12 protein-coding genes and 1 pseudogene are annotated in these 15,994 nt (G+C 70.4%); 10 read left to right on the forward strand and 3 right to left on the reverse strand.

Annotated elements, in window-relative coordinates; all coding sequences use genetic code 11:
• Positions 1-165 precede the first annotated feature (165 nt).
• Positions 166-1,509: a sensor histidine kinase gene (locus ACIBG8_RS13035; protein WP_397342891.1), complete on the forward strand. Its 1,344-nt coding sequence runs from the start codon at positions 166-168 to the stop codon at positions 1,507-1,509.
• A gap of 56 nt (positions 1,510-1,565) precedes the next feature.
• Positions 1,566-2,024, forward strand: coding sequence for a hypothetical protein (locus ACIBG8_RS13040; protein WP_397342892.1), 459 nt, complete (start codon positions 1,566-1,568; stop codon positions 2,022-2,024).
• Positions 2,025-2,066: 42 nt separating this feature from the next.
• Here the strand turns inward: ACIBG8_RS13040 and ACIBG8_RS13045 are convergent, their stop codons facing one another.
• Positions 2,067-3,398: a cation:dicarboxylate symporter family transporter gene (locus tag ACIBG8_RS13045; RefSeq protein ID WP_397342893.1), complete on the reverse strand. Its 1,332-nt coding sequence runs from the start codon at positions 3,396-3,398 to the stop codon at positions 2,067-2,069.
• A gap of 104 nt (positions 3,399-3,502) precedes the next feature.
• Between ACIBG8_RS13045 and ACIBG8_RS13050 the strand changes: the two genes are divergently transcribed.
• From ACIBG8_RS13050 to ACIBG8_RS13080, 7 genes and pseudogenes are all read left to right on the forward strand, one after another.
• Positions 3,503-4,948, forward strand: coding sequence for an ATP-binding protein (locus ACIBG8_RS13050; RefSeq protein WP_397342894.1), 1,446 nt, complete (start codon positions 3,503-3,505; stop codon positions 4,946-4,948).
• Positions 4,945-5,610, forward strand: a complete 666-nt coding sequence (locus tag ACIBG8_RS13055) for a response regulator (RefSeq protein WP_397342895.1) — start codon at positions 4,945-4,947, stop codon at positions 5,608-5,610. The genes ACIBG8_RS13050 and ACIBG8_RS13055 overlap by 4 nt, the downstream gene beginning before the upstream one ends.
• An 80-nt stretch (positions 5,611-5,690) precedes the next feature.
• Positions 5,691-7,736 carry an N-acetylneuraminate synthase family protein gene (locus tag ACIBG8_RS13060; protein WP_397342896.1) on the forward strand — a complete coding sequence of 682 codons (2,046 nt, stop codon included), beginning with the start codon at positions 5,691-5,693 and terminating at the stop codon, positions 7,734-7,736.
• Entirely contained in the window at positions 7,736-8,701 is a 966-nt protein-coding gene (locus tag ACIBG8_RS13065) for a glycosyltransferase family 2 protein (protein ID WP_397342897.1), read from the forward strand. Before ACIBG8_RS13060 ends, ACIBG8_RS13065 begins: the two co-directional genes overlap by 1 nt.
• A 37-nt stretch (positions 8,702-8,738) precedes the next feature.
• Positions 8,739-9,986: an alpha-2,8-polysialyltransferase family protein gene (locus tag ACIBG8_RS13070; protein WP_397342898.1), complete on the forward strand. Its 1,248-nt coding sequence runs from the start codon at positions 8,739-8,741 to the stop codon at positions 9,984-9,986.
• Between the two features lie 349 nt (positions 9,987-10,335).
• Positions 10,336-10,767: pseudogene (locus ACIBG8_RS13075) on the forward strand (glycosyltransferase family 39 protein); the annotation flags it as partial.
• 216 nt (positions 10,768-10,983) lie between these two features.
• The gene (locus ACIBG8_RS13080; RefSeq protein WP_397343958.1) at positions 10,984-12,186 is read left to right on the forward strand and encodes a hypothetical protein; all 1,203 of its coding nucleotides are present in this window, start codon (positions 10,984-10,986) and stop codon (positions 12,184-12,186) included.
• Here the strand turns inward: ACIBG8_RS13080 and ACIBG8_RS13085 are convergent.
• Entirely contained in the window at positions 12,133-13,656 is a 1,524-nt protein-coding gene (locus tag ACIBG8_RS13085) for a DUF6716 putative glycosyltransferase (protein ID WP_397342899.1), read from the reverse strand. The two genes, ACIBG8_RS13080 and ACIBG8_RS13085, sit on opposite strands and share 54 nt — an antisense overlap.
• Entirely contained in the window at positions 13,653-14,657 is a 1,005-nt protein-coding gene (locus tag ACIBG8_RS13090; RefSeq protein ID WP_397342900.1) for a hypothetical protein, read from the reverse strand. Before ACIBG8_RS13090 ends, ACIBG8_RS13085 begins: the two co-directional genes overlap by 4 nt.
• Positions 14,658-14,720: 63 nt before the next feature.
• Here ACIBG8_RS13090 and ACIBG8_RS13095 point away from each other — a divergent pair, with 63 nt between their 5' ends.
• Positions 14,721-15,545, forward strand: a complete 825-nt coding sequence (locus tag ACIBG8_RS13095) for an aldo/keto reductase (protein WP_397342901.1) — start codon at positions 14,721-14,723, stop codon at positions 15,543-15,545.
• Positions 15,546-15,994: the final 449 nt, after the last annotated feature.

Raw genomic sequence — 15,994 nt, forward strand, 5'->3', positions numbered from 1 at the left:
CCACTCAGGGGCAAGCGTTCACAGGAGAGAGGTGGCCAGCCACAGCAGGAGCGGGGGCGGGCGGAGGGCGGGCGGGGCTGGACAGCGCAGGCGCGACGGAAAGCATTGACCAGTTTTTCCGATTACACGACTTTCGGTGTAGATCGCGGTGAGTAGCCTCGGACCGTGGCACGCATATGGGCGAGATCCCTCCGCGCACGGGTCACGCTCATTGCGACAGCGGTCGCCGCGATCGTTCTGATCCCCGTTGGGGTCGCCGGTGTGGCGGTGGCCAGGTACGTGGTGACCGCGAGCGTGTGGAAGGAGACGAGAGACGCAGCCTCCATCGTCACCGGCCAGATCCGCGGCGGTGACATCGTAGGCAACGAAATCACGGTGAGGGACCCGTCGGTCGACCTCATCCAGATCGTCACGCCCGCACGCCAGATCGTCGCCGCCACCCCCGCCGCCCAGAGCCTGCCCCCGCTCAGCGACGTCTGGCCCTCGGCGGACCAGCGCGTCGTCAGCACCACCAACTGCCTGGACGTCGGCTGCCTGCACATCACCGGCATCCGGGTCTCCACCAGCCCCGAGTCCGTCGTCGTCTACGCGGCGCGCAAGACCCCGGGCGTCCTGTCCACCCGCCTGCTGGAGATCATCGTCGGCACCCAGGTGGCGCTGCTCATCGGCCTGGCCGCCTGGGCCACATGGCTGGTCACGGGAAGGGCGCTGAGGCCGGTGGCCGCGATGCGCACCCAGCTGGACGCCGTCAACGCCAGCGACATGGGCAGCAGGGTCAGCCAGCCGCCGGGCGACGACGAGGTGGCGCAGCTAGCCAGGTCGATCAACGGCACGCTGGCCAGGCTGGAGCGCTCCGCCGAGCAGCAGCGCCAGTTCGCCTCCGACGCCTCGCACGAGCTGCGCACCCCGCTGGCGGGCCTGCGCGCCCAGCTGGAGAGCGCCCAGCTCTACCCCGAGGACACCGACGTCGAGACCCTGGCCGACAGCGCCCTGCGCGACACCGACCGGGTGGAGGCGATCATCACCGACCTGCTGCTGCTGGCGAGGATCGGCTCGCGGGTGGACGTGGTGAAGGAGCCGGTCAACCTGGCCGAGCTGGTCGACGAGGGGCTGGCCGGGCGCAAGGACAAGATCCCCGTACGGCTGGAGCTGGGCGAGGGCGCCGTGGTCGAGGGGGTGCGCTTCCAGCTCGACCGGATGCTCGCCAACCTCCTCGACAACGCCCAGCGCCACGCCGACAGCATGATCGACCTGCGCGTGGCGGTAGAGGACGGCCAGGCCGTACTGGCCCTGGAGAACGACGGCGCGCCGATCGACGGCGAGGACCGCGAGCGCATCTTCGAGCGGTTCACCCGCCTGGACGCCGCCCGCAGCCGCGACGCCGGTGGCACCGGGCTGGGGCTGGCGATCGCCAGGGACGTGGCGGTGGCGCACGGCGGCACGCTCAGCGTGGAGGACAGCGAGCGCGGCGCCCGTTTCGTCCTGCGCCTCCCGCTAGCAGCATCGTGACGTTGGCAGCGACTGCGCTTGTGGCCCACCCATGATCGTCGGGAGAGTCTGCTCCCATGAGAATCATCGCAGTCGCCGCCCTCGTCCTCGCCGTGTTTCCCGGCCAGGCGCAGGCGGCGTCCGGATACCGGATCACGACGGGCGAGGACCTGTGCCTGGCTTCCACGGACGGCCGCACCCTGCGGCTGGTGCCGTTCGCCACGGGCCCGTGTGGCAGCTGGAACGGCACCGCCAACGGCGAGATCAAGCACCTGCGCACGGGACGGTGCCTCGTGCTGGACAACACCAAGCCCTACCTCGCCACCTGTGACGGCACGATCTACCAGAAGTGGACGTACAAGGGCTTCGCCTACAACTGGGGCAAGGACTGGACCGAGATCCGCACGCAGGCCACAAACGCCTGGTCCAAGGCCGCGTGCGTCGGGTACGTCTACAGCGGATCCGCCGCCGGCGTGGTCCCCTCGCCGTGCGGCACCAACAGGGACGCGCACAACCTGTGGCAGCTGCACCGCTAGGAAGAACGATCCGGTACGGCGCCGCCGTACCGGATCGTCAGGTCAGACCTTGGCCAGTTCCTGCTCGGCAGCGGGAGGCGGCGGCTCCTCCTCCTCGTCCAGCAGCGTGGCCTCGTCGAACGGGAAGTCCCCCGCGAGCACGGCAGAGCACCGGTCCCGGTCGAACTCGCCCGTCCACTTCCCGACCAGGACGGTCGCGACCGCGTTCCCCGCGAAGTTGGTCAGCGCCCTGGCCTCCGACATGAAGCGGTCGATACCCACGATGATGCCCACGCCGTCCACCAGGTCGGGCCGGTGCGACTGCAGCCCGCCCGCGAGGGTCGCCAGACCGGCCCCCGTGACGCCCGCCGCCCCCTTCGACGCGATCATCATGAACAGGAGCAGCGAGATCTGCTCCCCCACCGCCAGCGGCCGCCCCGTGGCCGAGCCGATGAACAGCGTGGCCATGGTCAGGTAGATGGCGGTGCCGTCGAGGTTGAAGGAGTAGCCGGTCGGCACGGTGATGCCGACCACGGGACGGCTGACGCCCAGGTGTTCCATCTTGGCGATCAGCCGCGGGAAGGCCGTCTCCGACGACGAGGTGGACAGGATGAGCAGGAACTCGCGGCCGAGGTAGCGCAGCAGCGACCACAGGTTCACCCGGGCCACCAGCCACAGGAGCGGGCCGAGGATGACGCCGACGAACAGCAGGCAGGTCACATAGAAGGCGAGCATGACGATCGCCAGTGACTGCAGCGCCTTCACCCCGGTGGACCCGACGACGGCCGCGATCGCGCCGAAGGCGCCGACGGGCGCGGCCCACATGACCACGCCGAGGATGCGGAAGACGAGCCGCTGGATGTACTCGACGGCGACCAGGATGGGCGCGCCCTTGGTCCCCATGGCCTGGAGGGCGAACCCGGCAAGCAGCGCCACGAGCAGCGTCTGCAGTACCTGGCCTGAGGTGAACGCCGACACCAGGGTGGTGGGGATGATGCCGAGCACGAAGTCGGCGCCGCTGCCCGCCTCGCCGCCCTTGGCGGCCTCCGCCGCCGCGGCCTGCTTGCCCGCGTCGGTGATCTGCAGGCCGGTGCCCGGGTCGATGAGGTTGCCGACGAGCAACCCGATGGCCAGGGCGACGGTCGACATGACGAGGAAGTAGCCGAGCGCCAGGCCGCCGACCTTGCCGACCTTGGCCGCCCTGGTGACCGAGCCGACGCCGAGCACGATGGTGCAGAAGATGATCGGGCTGATCATCATCTTGATGAGGTTGACGAAGCCGGTGCCGAGCGGCTTGAGCTCCTTGCCGACGTCGGGCCAGAGGAAGCCGACGGCGATCCCGGCCAGGACCGCCACGATGACGGCCAGATAGAGGTAGCGCGTGCGATCACGCATGGGGGGCTCCTACGAAAAGGAAGATGCGGATGCCCCGATAGTGCGGCGATGAGTGACGTGCGTCACTATTGCGTAAGTTTCGTTCACAGCGAGGAAGGCCGATCGTGCGCAAGTGGAGCCTCGCCGCGCAGATGCAGGTCCTGCAGTTACTGGTCGTCGCGGTGACCGTCGCGGGCGGCGCCGGGCTGGCGCTGTTCCAGGCGGGCGAGCTGCTGACCGAGGAGGCGGCGGGCAGCGCCAGGGCGGTGGCGACGAGCGTCGCCGCCTCGCCCGACCTCCTGTCGGCGCTGAAGGACCCCAACCCTTCTGTACGGCTGCAGCCGTACGCGGAGCAGGTCAGGCACGAGACGGGCGTCGACTTCATCACCATCATGGACCCGGCGGGCCGCCGCTACACCCACCCGAACCCGGCCCAGATCGGCGGCCGGTTCCTCGGCACCATCGAGCCCGCCCTGCGCGGTGACGCCTTCACCGAGACCTACACCGGCACGCTCGGCCCGTCGGTGCGCGCCGTCGCCCCGGTCAAGGCGGGCGGCCGGGTGGTGGCGCTGGTCAGCGCGGGCATCAAGGTCGACAGGGTGAGCGCGCGGCTGCGCGAGCAGCTCGGCTGGGACGGACTGATCGCCGCGCTCGCCCTCGCGATCGGCGCGGGCGGCACGTGGCTGGTGTCGGCGCGGCTGCGCCGCCAGACGCACGGGCTCGGCCCGGTCGAGCTGGCCCGCATCCACGACCACCACGACGCCGTCCTGCACACGGTCAGGGAGGGGTTGCTGCTGGTCGGCGAGGACGGCACGCTCATCCTCTGCAACGACGCCGCCCGCACGCTGCTCGACCTGCCCGAGGAGGGTCAGCCCATGACCCCGATGGAGGAGGGCGTCCACCTCGTCGGCGACCGGGTGCTGGCTGTCGACACGGCGCCCAGCAGGCTCGGCACCGTGGTCACCGTACGGGACCGTACGGAGCTGCAGGCGCTGACCGGGCAGCTCGACGCCGAGCGCGGCTTCGCCGACTCGCTGCGCGCGGCGGCGCACGAGGCGGCCAACCGGCTGCACACCGTGATCACGCTGGTGGAGCTGGGCAAGCCGGAGCAGGCTGTGGCGTTCGGCACGGCCGAGCTGCGCACGGCGCAGGAGCTGACCGACCGGGTGATCGGCGCGGTGCGCGAGCCGGTTCTGGCCGCGCTGCTGCTCGGCAAGTCGGCCGAGGCGGCGGAGCGCGGCGTGGAGCTGGTCGTCGACGAGAACAGCGAGCTGGGCGACGTGGCGCTGGACGCGGGGGCGCTGGTGACGATCGTCGGCAACCTCATCGACAACGCGGTGGAGGCGGGGGCGGGCCGGGTGCGGGTACTGGTCAGGTCCGACCTCATCCGGGTCTCCGACGACGGGCCTGGGCTGGTGTCGCAGGCGGCGTTCGAGAAGGGGTGGACGACCAAGGGCGACGGCAGGGGGCTGGGGCTGGCCATGGTCGGCCAGGCCGTACGCAGGCTGGGCGGGACCATCGAGGTGGACACCGACCGGGGCGCGGTGTTCACGGTCAGGTTGTCACGATGATCTCCGTACTGGTGGTGGAGGACGAGGAGATCACCGCCGAGGCCAACCGGGTGTTCGTCGGGCGGGTGCCGGGGTTCGAGGTCGCCGGGGTGGCCAGGTCGGGTTCGGAGGCCCTGAGGTTCCTGCGTGGGAAGAAGGTGGACCTTGTCCTGCTGGATCTCCATCTGCCCGACCTGCACGGGCTGGAGGTGTGCCGGGCGATCAGGGCGGCCGGGCTGACCTGCGACGTCATCGTGGTGACCTCGGCGCGCGACCTGGCGATGGTGCGGTCCGCGGTGTCGATGGGGGTGGCGCAGTACCTGCTCAAGCCGTTCACCTTCGCGACACTCCGCGAGAAACTCAACCGCTACGCCGCCTTCCGGGCGTCTGAGGGGGAGGTGACCGGGCAGGCCGACGTGGACCGGGCGCTGGCCGGTCTGCGCGGCGACGCGCGGCTGCCCAAGGGCATGACGCAGGACACCCTCGACGCGGTGACCACGCAGCTGCGGGGTGGTCGGGAGGGGCTGTCCGCGCAGGCCGTGGCCACCGCGGTCGGGGTCTCGCGGGTGACGGCCCGACGGTATCTGGAACACCTGGTGGAGTCGGGCGCGGCCGACCGGGTGCCGCAGTACGGCGGGGTGGGACGGCCGGAGCTGCTCTACCGGATGCCCACGGAGAGTTAACGGGTCGTTCAGCCCGGACACCCGGCGAGGTCGGTTTGCGTGGCTAGGTTCCTTGGCACCCAAGTGTTTGAGGAGTCACCTTGCGAGTCCTGGCCGTCATTCCCGCCCGCGGAGGTTCGGCGGGCATCCCCCTGAAGAACCTCGCCCCCGTGGGCGGAATCCCCCTGGTCACCCGTGCCGTGCGCGCCTGCCTGCGCGCCGACCTGATCGACGGGGTGGTGGTCAGCACCGACCACGAGGGCATCGCTCAGGTGGCCCGGGAGGCGGGAGCCCAGGTCGTGGAGCGTCCTGCCGAGATCAGCGGGGGGAGCGCCTCCAGCGAGGCAGCCGTGCTGCACGCCCTCGACGCCCTCACCGAGGAGCCCGAGGTCGTCGTCCTGGTGCAGTGCACGAGCGCGTTCATCGACGCAGCAGACCTGGACGCCGCAGTGGCCCGGGTGCTGGACGGCGAGGCCGACGCGGTCTTCTCGGGGCTGCCGACCCACGACTTCCTGTGGACGACGGCCGGGGTGGGCATCAACCACGACCCGGCCGTGCGCCCGATGCGCCAGGAGCTCGAGGCGCAGGTGCGCGAGACCGGCGCCTTCTACGTCATGCGTACGGCGGGCCTGCTGGAGCACGGTCACCGCTTCTTCGGCGAGGTCGCCGTGCAGCCGGTGCCGTCCAGGCACGCCATCCAGATCGACGAGCCGGAGGACCTGGAGATCGTCCGCGCGCTCGCCCCGTTCGTGGACGAGCCGGAGCCGATCGACGTCGACGCGGTCATCACCGACTTCGACGGCGTGCACACCGACGACAAGGCCTACGTCGACTCGGACGGCCGCGAGATGGTGCTGGTCAGCCGCTCCGACGGCATGGGCGTCTCGCTGCTGCGCAAGGCCGGGGTCAAGGTGCTGGTGATGTCGACCGAGCAGAACCCGGTCGTCGCCGCCCGCGCGCGCAAGCTGGGCGTGCCGGTGCTGCAGGGCCTGGCCGAGAAGCGCACGGTGCTGCGCGACTGGCTGACCATCGAGGGCCTCGACCCGGCGCGCGTCGCCTACGTGGGCAACGACGTCAACGACCTGGGGCCGATGGCCGAGGTGGGCTGGCCGATCGCGGTGCCCGACGCGCACCCTCGCGTGCGCGCTGCCGCCCGGGTGGTGCTGACCAGGCCCGGCGGTGCGGGAGCCGTACGCGAGCTGTGTGACCGGGTCGCGGCCGCGCGGCCCGTGCAGGTCGCAGAGCCGGAGCCGCAGGCTCCGCTGCGGCTGGCCAAGAAGCCCGTCGCGATCGGCGACGTGCTGGTCGGCGACGGCGAGCCGGTCTACGTGATCGGTGAGATCGGCATCAACCACAACGGCGACGTCGAGATCGCCAAGCGGCTGATCGACGTGGCGGCCGAGGCCGGTTGCCAGGCGGTGAAGTTCCAGAAGCGCACGCCGGAGATCTGCGTGCCGGTGGAGCAGCGCGACCAGATCAGGCAGACGCCGTGGGGCGAGATGACCTATCTCGACTACAAGATCCGCACCGAGTTCGGCCACGACGAGTACCACGAGATCGCCAAATACTGCGACGAGCGCGGCCTGCACTGGTTCGCCTCGCCGTGGGACGTGCCGTCGGTGGAGTTCCTGGAGGAGATGAACGTCCTGGTGCACAAGGTGGCCAGCGCCAGCGTCGCCGACCACGAGCTCCTGCGCGCCCTCGCCGCCACGAACAAGCCGCTCATCCTGTCGACCGGCATGTCGACGCTGTCGGAGATCGACCAGGCGGTCGAGATCCTCGGCACGTCCAAGCTGATCATGATGCACGCGACCTCGACGTACCCCCTCCCCCCCGAGGAGGCGAACCTGCGCACGATCACGACGCTCAAGGAGCGGTACGGCGTGCCGGTCGGCTACTCGGGCCACGAGCGCGGCCTGCAGATCTCGCTGGCCGCCGTGACGCTCGGCGCGGTCACCGTCGAGCGTCACATCACCCTCGACCGCACCATGTGGGGCTCCGACCACGCCGCCTCCCTCGAACCGTCCGGGCTGGAGCACCTGGTGCGCGACATCCGGATCATCGAGCAGGCCATGGGCGACGGCGTGAAGCGGGTCTTCCCGGGCGAGCAGGCGCCCAAGGCCAGGCTGCGGCGCGTCACCGTCTGATGATCGCCCTGTCCGTCATCGTCCCGGTGCGCGACGGCGAGCGCTACATCGCCGACGCGCTCTCCTCGCTGGCCCGCAACGCGCGGCGTGACCTCGAGGTCATCGTCGTGGACGACGGCTCGGTGGACGCGACCGGGCAGATCGCCGCCGACTTCGCCGGGGTGTCCGTGGTGCGCCACGACACCCCGGTGGGTCTCGCCGACGCGCGCAACGCCGGGCTGACCCTGGCCTCGGGCCGCTACGTCACGTTCATGGACGGCGACGACTGGGTCGCCCCCGGGTACCTGACGCAGCTGGTCGACGCGATCGACGGGCTCGGCTGCGACTTCGTCCGGGTGGACCACGTGCAGGTGGAGGGCAGGAAGCGGGTCGTGCACCGGGCCCCGCTGTCGCACCGGGGCACGCCGCTCGTCCCCCGCGAGCACATCCTGCCAGCCGACGTGCGGACCATGGTGGACTACCCGTACGCCTGGGCGGGCGTCTACCGGCGCTCCCTGGGCGACCTGCTGCGCTTCCCCGGCTCGCTGCACACCGCGGAGGACCGGCCGTGGATCTGGCGGCTGCACCGGGAGGCGGCGTCGTTCGCGGTGGTGTCGCTGGCCGGGCTGTTCTACCGCCGCCAGGTGGCCGGGTCGCTCACGCAGGTGGGCGACGAGCGGCAGCTGCACTTCTTCGACGCCTTCGAGCTGGTGTTCAAGGACGTCGAGGAGGAGTTCCTGGCCAAGGCGGTGCGCAACTTCTGCGCGCTGCTCGGCCATCACCTGGAGCTGGCCGACCGGTTCACGCCGGATCTGCGGGCCCGCTTCGTGGAGCGTGGGGCGGGGATGGTGCGGGGGTTGCCCGCCGAGCTGGTCGTGGCGGCGGTTTCCGGCATGTCGGTCGAGCGCGAAGCCGTACTGCGCGACCTTGTCCCCGAGCTCGCGCCCAGCGCCCGGGTCCGCCGCGAACGCGAGGAGCTGTCGTGAGTGATCCCTGGGGCTCCCACCCGACGAAGGAGGGCACATGACCAGGGTTTTCTACGCTTCCACGCTTTTCGGGGCGATGTCGCTGGCGGCGGCGATCGACGACGGGCGGTTCGGCGAGGGGCGCAGGCTGCTCATCGTGTCGAACAACGCCTCGATCCCCGAGGTCGCCGTGCCGCTCGACGAGGCGCCGGGGTTCGCGTCGCTGCGCGACCGGTTCGACGAGGTGGTGTCGTGGAACTCGATCATCGCGCCGCTGCACCCCTCTGACTGGAAGGCGCGCATCATCGAGGTCCCGATGATGGAGCGTTTTCTACGCCTTTTTCTGCGCCTCGATGAGGTGGAGGAGCTCGTCCTGGAGTCCATCGCGGTCCCCCCGGCGAGGACGATCGCCGGGCTGATCCGTGACTGCCCCATCACCGTCTACTCCGACGGCCTGATGAGCTACGGCCCCACCCGCGACCCGCTGCCCGCCGAGATCCACCGGCGCATCACCCGGCTGATCCACCTCGACCTCGTGCCCGGCCTGGAGCCCCTGCTGCTGTCCGAGTACGGCGTGGCCGCCACGCACCTGCGCGCGGAGCCGTTCCTCAGGATCGTGGACGCGCTGCCGTCGCCTGACCTGCCCGCGTGCGACGCGCTGATCCTGGGGCAGTACCTGTCCTCGCTCGGCATCGTCTCCGTCGAGGAGGAGGCGGAGCTGCACGCCTCGATGTTGCGCCACCTCGCCACGCTCGGGTACACCAGCGTCGCCTTCAAACCGCATCCCGCCGCCGGGCGGCGGCACGCGCAGTTGCTCAGGCAGAGCGCGCAGGAGCTGGGCGCCGAGCTGGTCGTGGTGGGTGAGAGCGTGCCGGCCGAGGCGTGTTTCGCCGCGCTCAAGCCCCGGTTGGTGGTGGGGTGTTTCTCGACGGGGTTGCTGACGGCGCAGCGGTTCTTCGGGCTGCCGGTCGCCACGCTGGGGACCGATCTCGTGCTGGACCGGCTCACGCCTTACGAGAACAGCAACCGGATCCCGGTCACCATCGTGGACGCGCTGCTTCCGCCGCTCGTCGCCGACTCCCGTCCCCGGCCCGACGTGGGCTCGTTGGTGAAGGCTGTTGGCTATTGCATGCAGCCCGAGGCGTTGCCGGGGTTGCGCCCTGCCGCCGAGGCGTTCATCACGGAGTACGGCAGTGGGCGGTATTTCAAGAAGCAGCGTCTGGGGGCGGTCGGGTTGCTGCCCCGGTCGGAGCAGCCGAGCACACTGTCGAAGATCCGCCGACGCCTGGCCCGCGCACTGCCTTGATTGACCTCCCGCACAGATCTCTCCTCTCACCCTGAATGACCTACCGCCTCTTCTCACCCTGAACGACCTCCCGCCTCCTCTCACCCTGAACGACTCCCCTCTGCTCCTCTCACGAGGAAGAGGAGCAGAGGGGAGGGTCTCCTCTACGGAGGGTCGTGAGCACTCTCGGAATGAGGGGTCATCCTGCTGGGAGCTCTAAGCTCACCTCTTCCGGCTTTTTCACGCCTGGGGAGGGTATGTGCCGCGTTCACCGGGGTTCGCGGCGTTTGCCGCTTTGGTCGTCGGGGGCTGGGGGATCACCGTCCCGTCGTTGTGGCGAGACGAGTCGGTCTCGGCCTCCGCGGCCGCGATGCCTTTGAAGCAGTTGCGGTTGCTACTCGGCGACCTGGACGCGGTACATGCGCTGCACTACCTGCTACTACGCCCTTTTGCGGCCGTTTTGGGTACGTCCGAGCTGGTACTGCGCCTCCCGTCATTGATCGCCTTCGTCGCCACCGCCTATGGCGTGGCCGTGCTCGGGGAACGGCTGGCGGGGCAGGCTGCGGGGTTGTGCGCGGGGCTGGTGTACACGTTGCTCCCGATCGCCTCCCGATACGCACAGGAGGCGCGGAGCTACGCACTCGTGAGCGCGGTGGCGGTGCTGGCAACCTGCCTACTGCTGAACCTCCTGACCCAGGACCGCCCCAGGTGGTGGCAGTATACAGCGTATACCCTCTCCATGGCCCTGCTGGGCTGGCTCCACCTGTACGCCTTACTCCTCCTCCCCACCCACGCCATCGCCCTCCTCACCACAATTCCCCGCCACCCCACCACCTCCCGCCCCACCACCTCCCGCCCCACGGCCCCTCCTCCCACGGCCCCTCCTCCCACGGCCCCTCCTCCCACGGCCCCTCCTCCCACGGCCCCCCGTCCCACGGACCGTCGTCCCACGGCCCCCCGTCCCAGCGTCAGTGCCCGTCCTGAAACCAGCACCCGTGACGATGCCAGGGCTCCGTGGGTGCGGCTGGCGGGCTGGGGCGCTGCGGTTGGTGTGGCCGGGGTGGCGCTACTACCGCTCGTCGTGATGGCAGCCGGGCAGCGAGACACGCAGGTGTGGTGGCTGAAAGCCCCCGGCCTCACCGACCTGGCCGCCTTCCCCGTCGAGGTCGCAGGCAGCACACCAGCGGCCATCCTCGTGATGACCCTGACCATCTGGGGCGCGTGGACGACATCGCGCACGAGACCGCTCACGCCCCCAGTGGCGAAGGGCCGTGGGACGGCGGCCCATTGCGGGACCCCGCTCGTGGCCGCGTGGGCATTCGTCCCTGTCGCGTTGTCCTTCGCGATCTCGCAAGTCGAGCCCATCTATCACCCGCGCTATGTGCTCTTCGCCGTCCCGGGAATCGCACTGGCCGCAGGCATCGGCCTATCCGACCTGGCCACGAAGGCCTCCCACGCAACACTGGCAGCCTTCCGCGCAGGCCGGTCCACCCCATCGGACCCAGACACCACACCCGACCTTGCCGCCCCGTCTGCTCCGATCACCCAACCGGACCTGACCCGGCCCGACCAGGCCGCCCAACCAACCCGCACCACCCAACCAACCCGCACCCCACAACCAACCCGCACCCCACAACCAGGCCGGGCCACCCAACCAGGCCGGGCCACCCAACAGGACCCAACCACCACAACAGGTCGCATCACCCGTCCGGGCCCGGTGGCGCGAGCTGTCCGTTCTTCCCGGGCGTGGGCGGTGATGGCCGGGGGGCTCGTGCTGCTGGCCGTACTCACCATGAGTGTGCAGGTAGGGATCCGGCAACCGGGCAGCCGCCCCGACGACCTGCGCACCCTTGCCGCCACCCTCACCGCCGAGCGCCGCCCAGGGGACGCGGTGCTGTTCGTCCCCCAGCGCTACCGGCTGTTCGTCGCTGTGTACGGCGAGCCGTACGAGCACCTTCGCGACGTCACCAGGAAGCCCGGCGAATACCAGCCTTTCACCGCGAAACAGACCACAACCGCGCTGCGAGGGGTCGAGCGGGTCTGGCTGGTCTCGCCGTGGATCGGCAAGAAATACGCCGACGACGAGCGGCTCAAAGCACTCCAAACAGAGTTCACCCCGGGCGAGGTGCGCAGCTTCGGTGATGTCCGGTTGACGCTGTACACCCGCTCACCCGCGGATGTACCTCATCAACCGTCTCTTGGTCCGATACCCGGCACGTAGCAGGTTCGGCGGCACCTCCACCCGCAATCTCGCGCGCCGCCGGGCCCCCGCGTGCTCCTGCCCGTCCAGCAGCGACCGCGCCCTGCTGTGCGGCCCGATGACCAGCGCCGTCAGCAGCGACACCCAGTCGCTCGCGCTGCTGTCGTGGAAGTAGTTCTCCGCGCACCATGCCGCGTCCGGCGTACGGAACTCCCCTGCGGACAGCTCGTCCAGCGTGCCGAGCAGCCCGCTGCCCTCGAACACCAGGTTGATCATCTCAGCGCTCACCCCGAAGTCGGCCAGCACCAGCGACGGCACCCCGGCGGCGATCGCCTCCAGCGCGGCCGTGGAGCTGACCGTGACAAACCCGGCGGCGTCGGCGAGCTGCTCCTGCATCGGCCCCGCCTCGAACAGCAATCGTCCCGGCGCGCCCATCTCCCGCCACAGCCGCTCGTAGTGGTGGCGCTCGTTGTGCGTCTGCCGCTCGTCCTCGCGCGCCCGCAGCTTGACCACCACATCCAGCTCGGGCCGCTCGTCGGCCAGCTTGGCCAGGGCAAGCAGGATCCGCTCCCGCTCCTCCCGCCCCCTGGGCACCTTGGCCTGAGTAGCAAACACCACCCGCCGCGCAAGTCCCTCAGCCTGAGTGGCGAACACCCCCCGCTCACTCACTCTGGGCGCCTCGGCCCAGGTGGCGGACACCACCGGCTCACGCTCTCCAACCACGTCAGCGCGACCGGCGGACAGGACCCGCTCACCCTCCCCAAGCGCTTCGGCCCGGATGGCGGACGCCACCGCCTCGCGTTCTCGAACCACGTCAGCCCGAGTGGCGGCCACCGCCTGAGCGCTGCCCTCCGACGCCTCGTCGCCGACGGCGAACACCGCCTGGTCGCGAATGGCCGACGCCGCTGAGGTGGTGCGCTCCTTTGCCTCGTCGCCGGTGGTGGACGGCGGTTGGGGGTTGTGGTTCCTTGGCTCGCCGCCACTAGTGGACGGCAGTTGGGGGCGGGCAACGTGGTGGAGGAAGGGGAGTCTGGCCAGGCCTATCGCGCCTCCCCCGCCCAGCTCGGCCGCGATGCGTCCGAACTCGGCCACCTCCCTGCCGCTGTGCACCACGAACACGTCGCAGCCGCTGCGGAACAGCCACGCCTTCTCCGTCGCGGGCACGGAAATGCCAGGCAGCCCCGTCACGAAGACCGGGCGCGGGCGCAGGCCGTCCAGGACGTCGGCGACCAGCACGTCCACGACCGGCCCCGTGCAGGCCACGAGGATCACATCCGGTGCCGTACGTTCCGCGGTACGACGGAGTACTCGCGCGGAAACCACCGGCGGGAGTGGGCGATCGCCCACTGCGGCGCGTATCTGCCCTGGTGAGGGGGTGATCGGGGTACGGACGACGGCCAGGTCACTCACGCACCCCTCGGGCAGGTCATCGAGCAGGCAGGCCGCCCACTTGAGATAGGAATCGGAGTCGGCGACGGCCAGGACCTTCAACGGGTGGCTCCAGAAAACATTTGCAGGTGGTCTCGGAGGGACGGTTTCGCGCGGCTGGTCCACCAGTCGTCCGGCACGTCGACCGGCTCGACCTCCACCCCGCGCGGCTCCAGCAGCACGCGCAGCGAGCTGATCGCGGTGGACGGCAGGCTGATGACCCGCTGCCCGGCGTCCAGGCCGCGCAGCGTCATCTCGGCCGGAGCGCCGCCGTCGTGGACGGTGATGCCGGGCCGTTCGCGGATGAGCGCCAGGTCGACGGGGTCCTCGCGGCGGTGCGGGAAGTAGGCGAGCGGCTCCTCCTCGGCGAGCGCGGTCAGCCAGCGCAGGTAGCGCTCGCGGTGCACGAGCCCGTTCCTGACCAGCGAGGTGCCGAGGACGACGGTCCGCTCGGTCGGCCCTGGCTCGGCGAGCGGCTGGCTCCGCAGCCACCCGAAGTCATGATTTATCAGCTCAAATCCGGCTTTCCGTACGGCTTGCGCCAGCTTGTCGGGCACCGGGAGCGCCGTGAAGATCGTCACCCGCTTCGCGTCCACCCGCAGCCGGAGCGCGGCGGCCAGGCCCAGCGCCCGGCGCAGCGCGCTCGGCTCGGCGCGCGCCCTGAGCAGGGGCTTCGCCGGACCGGCCGCGAGGAGTTCGAGCAGCCTGATCGTGGCCAGCCCGTCGTCGACGATCACGATGCGGCTGGGACGGGAGGTGAGCCAGCGCAACTGCACCTTGCCGGAGAACGCGTCGCCGACCGCGCGAGCGCCGCGCGGCATGGACTCGCGCGGTTTGGCCAGCTCTAGGCCGGAAGGCAGGCCCAGCCGTACGAGCTCGCGCCTGGTCGCCGCCAGCGGGCGCAGGCCGGAACGCGGCACGAGCAGGGTCGAGGGGCCGAGCAGGCCCCGGTGGTGCGCCTCGACGGCGCAGAGCATCTGGAGCGGCGACTCCACCCAGGCCGATTCCTGCTTCCTGACGTGGCTGCGGCCCTCGATGCCCACGTCGGGTGATGACCCGTTCACGACCGCTTCAAGCTAGCCGTGCCGCCTTAAGGCGTAGAGAACCAGAAGTGAACAATGAAGAGTATGAACACACTGCTGCTCAACACCAACGGTGTCCAGATACCGCAACTCGGGTTCGGCGTCTGGCGGGTGCCCGACGACGAGGCCGCCACCGCCGTGTCCGCGGCCCTGAAGGCGGGGTACCGGTCCATCGACACCGCGACGCTCTATCAGAACGAGGCGGGGGTGGGGCGGGCGCTCGCCGGCTCTGCCGTACCTCGGGAGAAGTTGTTCATCACCACCAAGCTGTGGAACTCCGACCACGATCGGGTGGAGGCCGCGTTCGAGGGGAGTCTGAAGCTGCTGGGGCTCGACTACCTCGATCTTTACCTGATCCACTGGCCGGTGCCGGAGCAGGACAGGTACGTCGAGGCGTGGCGGGGGCTGGAGCGGCTGTTCAAGGACGGGCGGGTCAGGGCGATCGGGGTGTCGAACTTCACGGTCGGCAATCTCGAGCGGCTGATGGAGGAGACGCAGATCGTGCCGTCGATCAACCAGATCGAGCTGCACCCGAACTTTCCGCAGGCCGAGGTGCGGGCGTTCCACGAGGCCAACGGGATCCTCACGGAGGCTTGGAGTCCGTTGGGGCAGGGGAAGGGGCTGCTGGAGGAGCCGGCGTTGGGGACGCTGGCGGCCAAGCACGGGAGGACGCCGGCGCAGATCGTGTTGCGGTGGCACATCCAGCTGGGGAACGTGGTGATCCCCAAGTCGGTGACGCCTTCGCGGATCCGGGAGAACATCGACGTGTTCGAGTTCACGTTGGATCCGGAGGACATGGCGGCCATCGGCGCGCTCAACACGGACACGCGGCTGGGGCCTGATCCGGCGACCTTCAACCGCGTGGGGTGACGGCGAGGGCTTTTTGAGGCGCGGGCCAGGCTTCTTGGGGGTGAGGTCTGCGCAGGGTGTGGGGCCCGCCGTTAAGTGCGGGTCCCTTTGAGGACGCGCGCCCTCAGGGAGCGGGGGTGCGTAGGCGGTGACCCCGGGGTTGCCGGTGGCGCCCAGTGAGCGCTGGAGTGGCCGGGGTGCACGGGTGGCCGGGGTGCACGGGTGGTCCAGGGATCCGACCGAGCGGCCGGGGCGGGCGCCCCAGGGGTGGGTGGGCTCAGAGTGTGGGTCTCCCGGGGAGAGGTCTCCTTCGAGACGTTGAGGGATGGGCGTGTTGGGGGCGGAGGGGCGGAGCGCTGAAGGGGCGGAGCGCTGAAGGGGCGGAGCGCTGAAGGGATGGAGCGCTGAAGGGATGGAGCGCTGAAGGGATGGAGCGCTGAAGGGATGGAGCGCTGAAGGGATGGAGCGCT

This window comes from Nonomuraea sp. NPDC050556, from assembly GCF_044457355.1.
In the GTDB taxonomy this organism is placed as follows: domain Bacteria; phylum Actinomycetota; class Actinomycetes; order Streptosporangiales; family Streptosporangiaceae; genus Nonomuraea.

Coding starts and splice junctions, on each gene's coding strand:
- ACIBG8_RS13040 (WP_397342892.1), top strand. CDS start 1,566: ATGAGAATCATCGCAGTCGCCGCCCTCGTCCTCGCCGTGTTTCCCGGC.
- ACIBG8_RS13045 (WP_397342893.1), bottom strand. CDS start 3,398: ATGCGTGATCGCACGCGCTACCTCTATCTGGCCGTCATCGTGGCGGTC.
- ACIBG8_RS13055 (WP_397342895.1), top strand. CDS start 4,945: ATGATCTCCGTACTGGTGGTGGAGGACGAGGAGATCACCGCCGAGGCC.
- ACIBG8_RS13065 (WP_397342897.1), top strand. CDS start 7,736: ATGATCGCCCTGTCCGTCATCGTCCCGGTGCGCGACGGCGAGCGCTAC.
- ACIBG8_RS13070 (WP_397342898.1), top strand. CDS start 8,739: ATGACCAGGGTTTTCTACGCTTCCACGCTTTTCGGGGCGATGTCGCTG.
- ACIBG8_RS13095 (WP_397342901.1), top strand. CDS start 14,721: ATGAACACACTGCTGCTCAACACCAACGGTGTCCAGATACCGCAACTC.